The sequence below is a fragment of the Mesorhizobium sp. M6A.T.Ce.TU.016.01.1.1 genome (assembly GCF_003997065.1).
In the GTDB taxonomy this organism is placed as follows: domain Bacteria; phylum Pseudomonadota; class Alphaproteobacteria; order Rhizobiales; family Rhizobiaceae; genus Mesorhizobium; species Mesorhizobium mediterraneum.
Window position 1 is genome coordinate 1 of record NZ_RZTJ01000055.1, and the last position, 5349, is coordinate 5349.

The window sequence follows — 5349 nt, forward strand, 5'->3', positions numbered from 1 at the left end:
ACCCTGGTCGCAAATGGCGTGACCAGCGACAGGTCATGAAGCACCGCCACGACGGTCATGCCAAACTGCGATACGAGATCTAGAAGCTCGCTGCGGGCGCGCGGATCGAGATGATTGGTCGGTTCATCGAGGAACAGGATTTTTGGCTCCTGGGCAACGGCGCGTGCCAGCTGGGCGCGTTGCCGCTCGCCACCCGATAGCGAGCCGATCGTGCGGCCGAGCAGCGGCAGCAGACCGGTTCTGCGAAGCGCTTCGACGGCGATGTCGCGTTGCTCGCTCCTCCGTCGCAAGCCGGCATGCGGGACGCGGCCAAGCTCGACGTAGTCGATCACGGCAAGCCGCGGATCAGGCTGATCGGTCTGGCCGACGACAGCCATGTGCAGCGCCCGCTCGGCGGCCGAAAACGTCTCCAGCCGGCGTCCGGAAAATCTCACATCTCCCGCGCTTGGCCGCAGGGTGCCACATAGCATGCGCAACAGCGTCGTCTTGCCGGCGCCGTTGGGACCGATGATTGCGAGGCGATCGCCCGCCGCCACCGAAAGGCTGACCGCGCTGACCAGGCATTGGCCATTCGCCGTCGCGCTCAGCTCACGCGCTTCAAGAAGAGGCTGGGAGGCGTCCAACTTACCGTCACTTTCTCAATGGCGACGGAAGGAAGCTGGACGGACCGGCCGACAAGACCGATGTCCACGTCTCCTCCCGGCACACCCCGTCCGGTCAACTCATGCTGATGGCAGGTCTCCTGGCTCGCGGGTCTTTGCGCCATCCTGCCTTCCCAGCCTTGCCGGCCAGTGGCATTTCGGATTTTGCTAACCGCTTACAGTTGCGGGGGCAGCCACGGCCTCGATCCGAAGATCTCACCGTGTTCCCTTTTCACCCCTTGCCTTTCGACTCGGGGACCATCACCCAGGCACCCTAGTTTTCCGCCAATCACAGCGCAATAAATTTCCAGGGTTGAAACAGCCGCTGAAGCGAAGGGTCTTGTCAGAAAGAGCCATACGAATCTCGTTATGTAATAACGTTACCATTTAAAAGACGCCGCTTGCTGCTGTCAAGCTCTTTCGCCCGACGCCTTCGACTTGCCGGCCGCCGTCGCTCGCGATTTGCGCGGTGCGCAATTTCGATCAAACTGCCTCCACCAGGAAGCGGCACCATGACTTTGCCAAATGCGAAGACTGGGCCAAATGCGAAGACTGGGCCAAATGCGAGGAGCCATATGAACCCGACCGAGAAAGCGCTGTGGTTCGTCGAAAGCCATCTGCCGGAATCCGTCTCGCTCGACGATGTCGCCAAGAGCAGCGGCGTGTCGCGCTTTCACGTGACGCGGGCCTTTGGGGCTGCGACCGGCCGTTCGGTGATGGGCTACATGCGTTCTCGCCGGCTGACCGAAGCGGCGCGCAGGCTCGCCGCCGGCGCACCCGACATCCTCTCGGTCGCGCTCGACGCCGGCTACGCCTCGCATGAGGCCTTCACCCGCGCCTTCCGCGACCAATTCGGCACCACGCCGGAACTGGTGCGCGCGCAAGGCTCGCTCGACAATCTCGCTCTCGTGGAGCCGATCCTGATGGACCAGTCCTTCCTCACCAATCTCGAGCCGCCGCGCTTTGAGACCAGCCGGCCGTTTCTCATCGCTGGTCTCGGCGAACGCTACAGCTGCGAGACCAGCGCCGGCATCCCGATGCTGTGGCAGCGGTTTGGCCCCTTTATCGGCAACATTCCAGGCGAGATCGGCGACGTCGCCTATGGCGTCTGCGTCAACGGCGACGACGCCGGCAATTTCGACTACATCGCCGGCGTCGAGGTGTCCGATTTTTCGGATCTGCCGAGGGAGTTTTCGCGCGCGCGCGTGCCGGCGCAAAAATACGCCGTGTTCGCCCATCGTGACCACATCTCGACCATCCGCCGCACGGTCAACACGATCTGGAACAAATGGCTGCCGGCCTCCGGGCACGAGATCGCCGATGCGCCCGAATTCGAGCGCTACGGCCCCGAATTCGATCCACGCAGCGGCAATGGCGGGCTGGAAATCTGGATACCGGTGAAGGGGTGAAGCGCGGCCAGCCAAGGGCAATTGCTTCAGACAAATGATGCTTCCAGCTTGTGTTGGAGATCATTGTCGAGGAGCGCTCCGCCCGGTTTTTGCCTTCTCCCCTTGTGGGAGAAGGTGTCGCCGAAGGCGACGGATGAGGGGTGCTCCAGCCTGGCGCCGATGGCGTTCCGTCCAGCACCCCTCAACCGTCTCGGCGCTGCGCGCCGATCCACCTTCTCCCACAAGGGGAGAAGGGAAAGACGTTACAGCTCCAGGTTCCAGTTCTGGCCGACCAGATCCTTGCCGAAGGCGTGATGGCGTTCTTCGTCGGCCAGCTTGAATCCTGATGCCTCGTAGATGCGGCGCGCTGAGGTGAGCACGTCGTTGGTCCACAGCGTCAGCGTCTTGTATCCCTTCGCGCGGGCAAAGCCGATGCATTCCTCGACCAGCCGCTTGCCGATGCCGAGACCGCGCGCCGAGGGTTCGACATAGAGCAGGCGCAGCTTCGCCACCGTGTCCGACTGGCGCACGACGAAGACCGAGCCGACGACGTCCCCGTCCCGCTCGGCGATCCAGCTGCGCTCCCATTTCGGATCGAAGGATTTGAGGAAGGCACCGAGGATTTCGGCGACCAGCGCCTCATAGGTTTCGTCCCAGCCATACTCCTGCGCGTAGAGCAGGCCCTGGCGATGGATGATCCAGCCGATGTCGCCGACCTGCAAAGGCCGCAGCATGTAGGGGACCTTGGGCTCGGCACTCTCGCCCAGCAGGCGCTGCACCGTCTGCATCGCCTTGACCAGCCTGTCCTGTTCCGGAGCGGAAAGCCGGTCGAGCAAGGCCGCGACCTGATCGTGCGAACCCTGGTTCAGCGGCGCGAAGGCCGTCCTTCCCGCCGGCGTCAGCGCGATCGACGAGCGCCGCGCATCGGCTTCAGTCGCTGCGCGCTCCACCAGGCCGCGCTCCTCGAACTTTTTCAACAACCGGCTGAGATAACCAGGATCGAGGCCGAGATCGCGCGCAAGGTCGGTGGCGGTCAGCCCATCGCGATGCGCCAGCTCATAGAGCACCCGAGCCTCGGTCAGCGAGAAGGCGCTTTTCAGCAGGCCTTCGTCGAGCAGGCCGATCTGGCGGGTGTAGAAGCGGTTGAAGCCCCGCACCGCATCGATCCGCTCCTTGCCGGGTTGATGATGAATCGTCATGGCATCCTCCTGCCCGCACACGATCAATCATTTATTTGACTTAGTCAAGTATCCAGGCATCAGACTCGCCGGATCAGCCCCTCGAAGCCATTTGCGAGATGAGAGGCGCCGGCGGCGAACATCTTCACGAGGTTTTTGGGGCGGCCGGGGGTCTTGTTGGCATCCAGCAGCACCGCCCTGCCCTCATGTATGACGAAATCGAACTTGCCGTAGTCAAAACCGAGTTCGCGTCGCAGCTGGCGCATTTCGTCGGGAACAGGCACGGGCTCACGACGGATCGTTTCGGACGCCTTGACCAGGGCGTTCGGCGAAACGTAGCGGGTGCAACGTTCGCTCTCTCCGCAAAACACCCAGAACCGCGCCGCGAAACCATCGGGTTCTTTTTCCGGAATGAACTTGTCCACGACCAGATCGTCGCGCCCGAAGACGCCGTCCGGAACATCGCGGAGAGATCCGTAGACCTCATAGGGCTGCAGGACTGGCATGTCCGGAAAAGGCGGTGGTTTCCTCGCGCGCCGCGCCCGCCGATTGAGGAGCGTCTCCGGAATGCCCTGATTGTTGAGATTGCTTTTGACGATGACCGGGCCTGGCCAAGCGTCTCCCTCGTTCACCAACGCTCCGCTGATCCGTCGTTTGGATATGTCGGCCGTCCCGACATTGAGGCAGAATGGGAAACTCCGTGCATAGTCGAGATAGTCTGCGGGCGTTATCGTCGCATCGACATGCAGAACCGCGACGTCGGCGCTGTATGTCTTCGACAGACCTTGCTGAATCCGGACCGAATGGCCGCGCCTTTTCAATTCTCCCAGAACGTCGAAAAGCAAATAGGGACTGCCCCTGCGCAACAGGATATCGCGCTTGCCAAGGAACTGATCGTGCTCATGCGTTATGACGACGATACGCGCCACGGCTACCCCCTTGGCTTCCATACCCACTTCCATTAAGCGGCTATGAGCAGTTGACGCCAGCCTTTTTAGGTCCGACGGGCACACATGACCAATCATTGGGACAGTTATCACCGTCACTGGATGCTCCTGGAGGCGCCGCTCCGGCCAACTCCGGAGACAGTTGGCATTGTCGAGCGCGAGCTTGATCTGGACGAGGCCGATGTTCTCCTGCTGGGCGTTACCCCGGAACTGGCCGGCCTCGGCAAGACGATGCTGGCCGTCGACGGATCCGCCGCCATGGTTTCGGGCGTATGGCCGGGCGACAGCGCCTGCCGCAAGGCAACGACCGGGAACTGGCTGGACCTTCCGCTCGGCCGCGCCAGCGTCGGCGCGGTCATAGGCGACGGTTGTCTGACGGTCGTCGATTCCGCACGCGCTCGCCGCGCCCTCCTGGGCGAGGTTGCCAGAGTGCTGAAGCCCGGCAGCCGCGCGGCGATCCGCGTTTTCGCCGGCCCTGAGACGTTCGAGGATTTGCAGGACATCAAGGCCCAAGCCTTGGCCGGCGGAATTGAGAATTTCCATGCGCTCAAATGGCGGATCGCCATGGCGTGTACGACCAGCGATTCCGATCGCGCCATAAATGTGCAAGTGATCCGCGACGCTTTTGACGAGATATTCCCGGACCGCGCCGCCCTTGCCGCGCGGACGGGGTGGAGCATGGCCTCCATCGGCACCATCGACGTCTATGCGGGTTCCCAAACGACTTATTGCTTCGCGACGCTTGCCATGCTCGTCGACCAGGCGAACGACTGGTTCGACGAAGTGCGCGTCGTGCCGAGCGGATCCTATCCGCTGGCGGAACGATGCCCGCTTCTGGTGCTTGGTTCTCCGAGGCGCCAATAGTTCGTCGCCGGGCGTCGATCGGCTCACTCGGCGCCTTGACTCTCGCCGGCCACCGGCCTATCTCAGCGCCACGTTAGCACTCGCCATTGGTGAGTGCTAACCAGGTCCGGCGCCGCCGGACGGAGGAACTGTTCTCACCATTCTCATCGAGGAATAAAAAATGGCAAAGTCGAAGTTCCGCCCGCTTCATGACCGCGTGGTCGTACGCCGGGTTGAATCCGAATCCAAGACCGCCGGCGGGATCATCATCCCGGATACGGCGAAGGAAAAGCCGCAGGAAGGCGAGATCATCGCCGTTGGTTCCGGCGCCCGTGACGAAGCCGGCAAGCTC

6 protein-coding genes and 1 riboswitch are annotated in these 5349 nt (G+C 62.6%); of the genes, 3 read left to right on the forward strand and 3 right to left on the reverse strand.

Annotated features, from left to right (window positions below):
- The coding region (locus EOC94_RS32775) for an ABC transporter ATP-binding protein (protein WP_148128453.1) at window positions 1-623 on the reverse strand (623 nt) is incomplete at its 3' end.
- A gap of 91 nt (window positions 624-714) precedes the next feature.
- A riboswitch (cobalamin riboswitch) is annotated at window positions 715-919 on the reverse strand.
- Window positions 920-1216: 297 nt separating this feature from the next.
- Here EOC94_RS32775 and EOC94_RS32780 point away from each other — a divergent pair.
- Window positions 1217-2050, forward strand: coding sequence for an AraC family transcriptional regulator (locus EOC94_RS32780; RefSeq protein WP_127295726.1), 834 nt, complete (start codon window positions 1217-1219; stop codon window positions 2048-2050).
- Window positions 2051-2292: 242 nt separating this feature from the next.
- Here the strand turns inward: EOC94_RS32780 and EOC94_RS32790 are convergent, their stop codons facing one another.
- Together EOC94_RS32790 and EOC94_RS32795 are read right to left on the reverse strand one after the other, a co-directional pair.
- Window positions 2293-3228 carry a helix-turn-helix domain-containing GNAT family N-acetyltransferase gene (locus EOC94_RS32790; RefSeq protein WP_127295730.1) on the reverse strand — a complete coding sequence of 312 codons (936 nt, stop codon included), beginning with the start codon at window positions 3226-3228 and terminating at the stop codon, window positions 2293-2295.
- Between the two features lie 59 nt (window positions 3229-3287).
- Complete coding sequence (locus EOC94_RS32795) at window positions 3288-4157, reverse strand: hypothetical protein (RefSeq protein ID WP_245465710.1); 870 nt, start codon at window positions 4155-4157, stop codon at window positions 3288-3290.
- Window positions 4158-4220: 63 nt separating this feature from the next.
- On the opposite strand from EOC94_RS32795, the gene EOC94_RS32800 reads away from it, so the two are divergent.
- A complete protein-coding gene (locus EOC94_RS32800) occupies window positions 4221-5018 on the forward strand; it encodes a methyltransferase domain-containing protein (protein ID WP_127295732.1) in 798 nt (265 codons plus the stop codon).
- 160 nt (window positions 5019-5178) lie between these two features.
- On the forward strand, window positions 5179-5349 hold a 171-nt coding region (locus EOC94_RS32805; RefSeq protein WP_148128454.1), incomplete at its 3' end, for a co-chaperone GroES.

Bases quoted from the DNA above. Each gene is read 5' to 3' on its own strand.
- EOC94_RS32790 (WP_127295730.1), bottom strand. From the start codon at position 3,228: ATGACGATTCATCATCAACCCGGCAAGGAGCGGATCGATGCGGTGCGG.
- EOC94_RS32795 (WP_245465710.1), bottom strand. From the start codon at position 4,157: ATGGAAGCCAAGGGGGTAGCCGTGGCGCGTATCGTCGTCATAACGCAT.
- EOC94_RS32800 (WP_127295732.1), top strand. From the start codon at position 4,221: ATGACCAATCATTGGGACAGTTATCACCGTCACTGGATGCTCCTGGAG.
- EOC94_RS32780 (WP_127295726.1), top strand. From the start codon at position 1,217: ATGAACCCGACCGAGAAAGCGCTGTGGTTCGTCGAAAGCCATCTGCCG.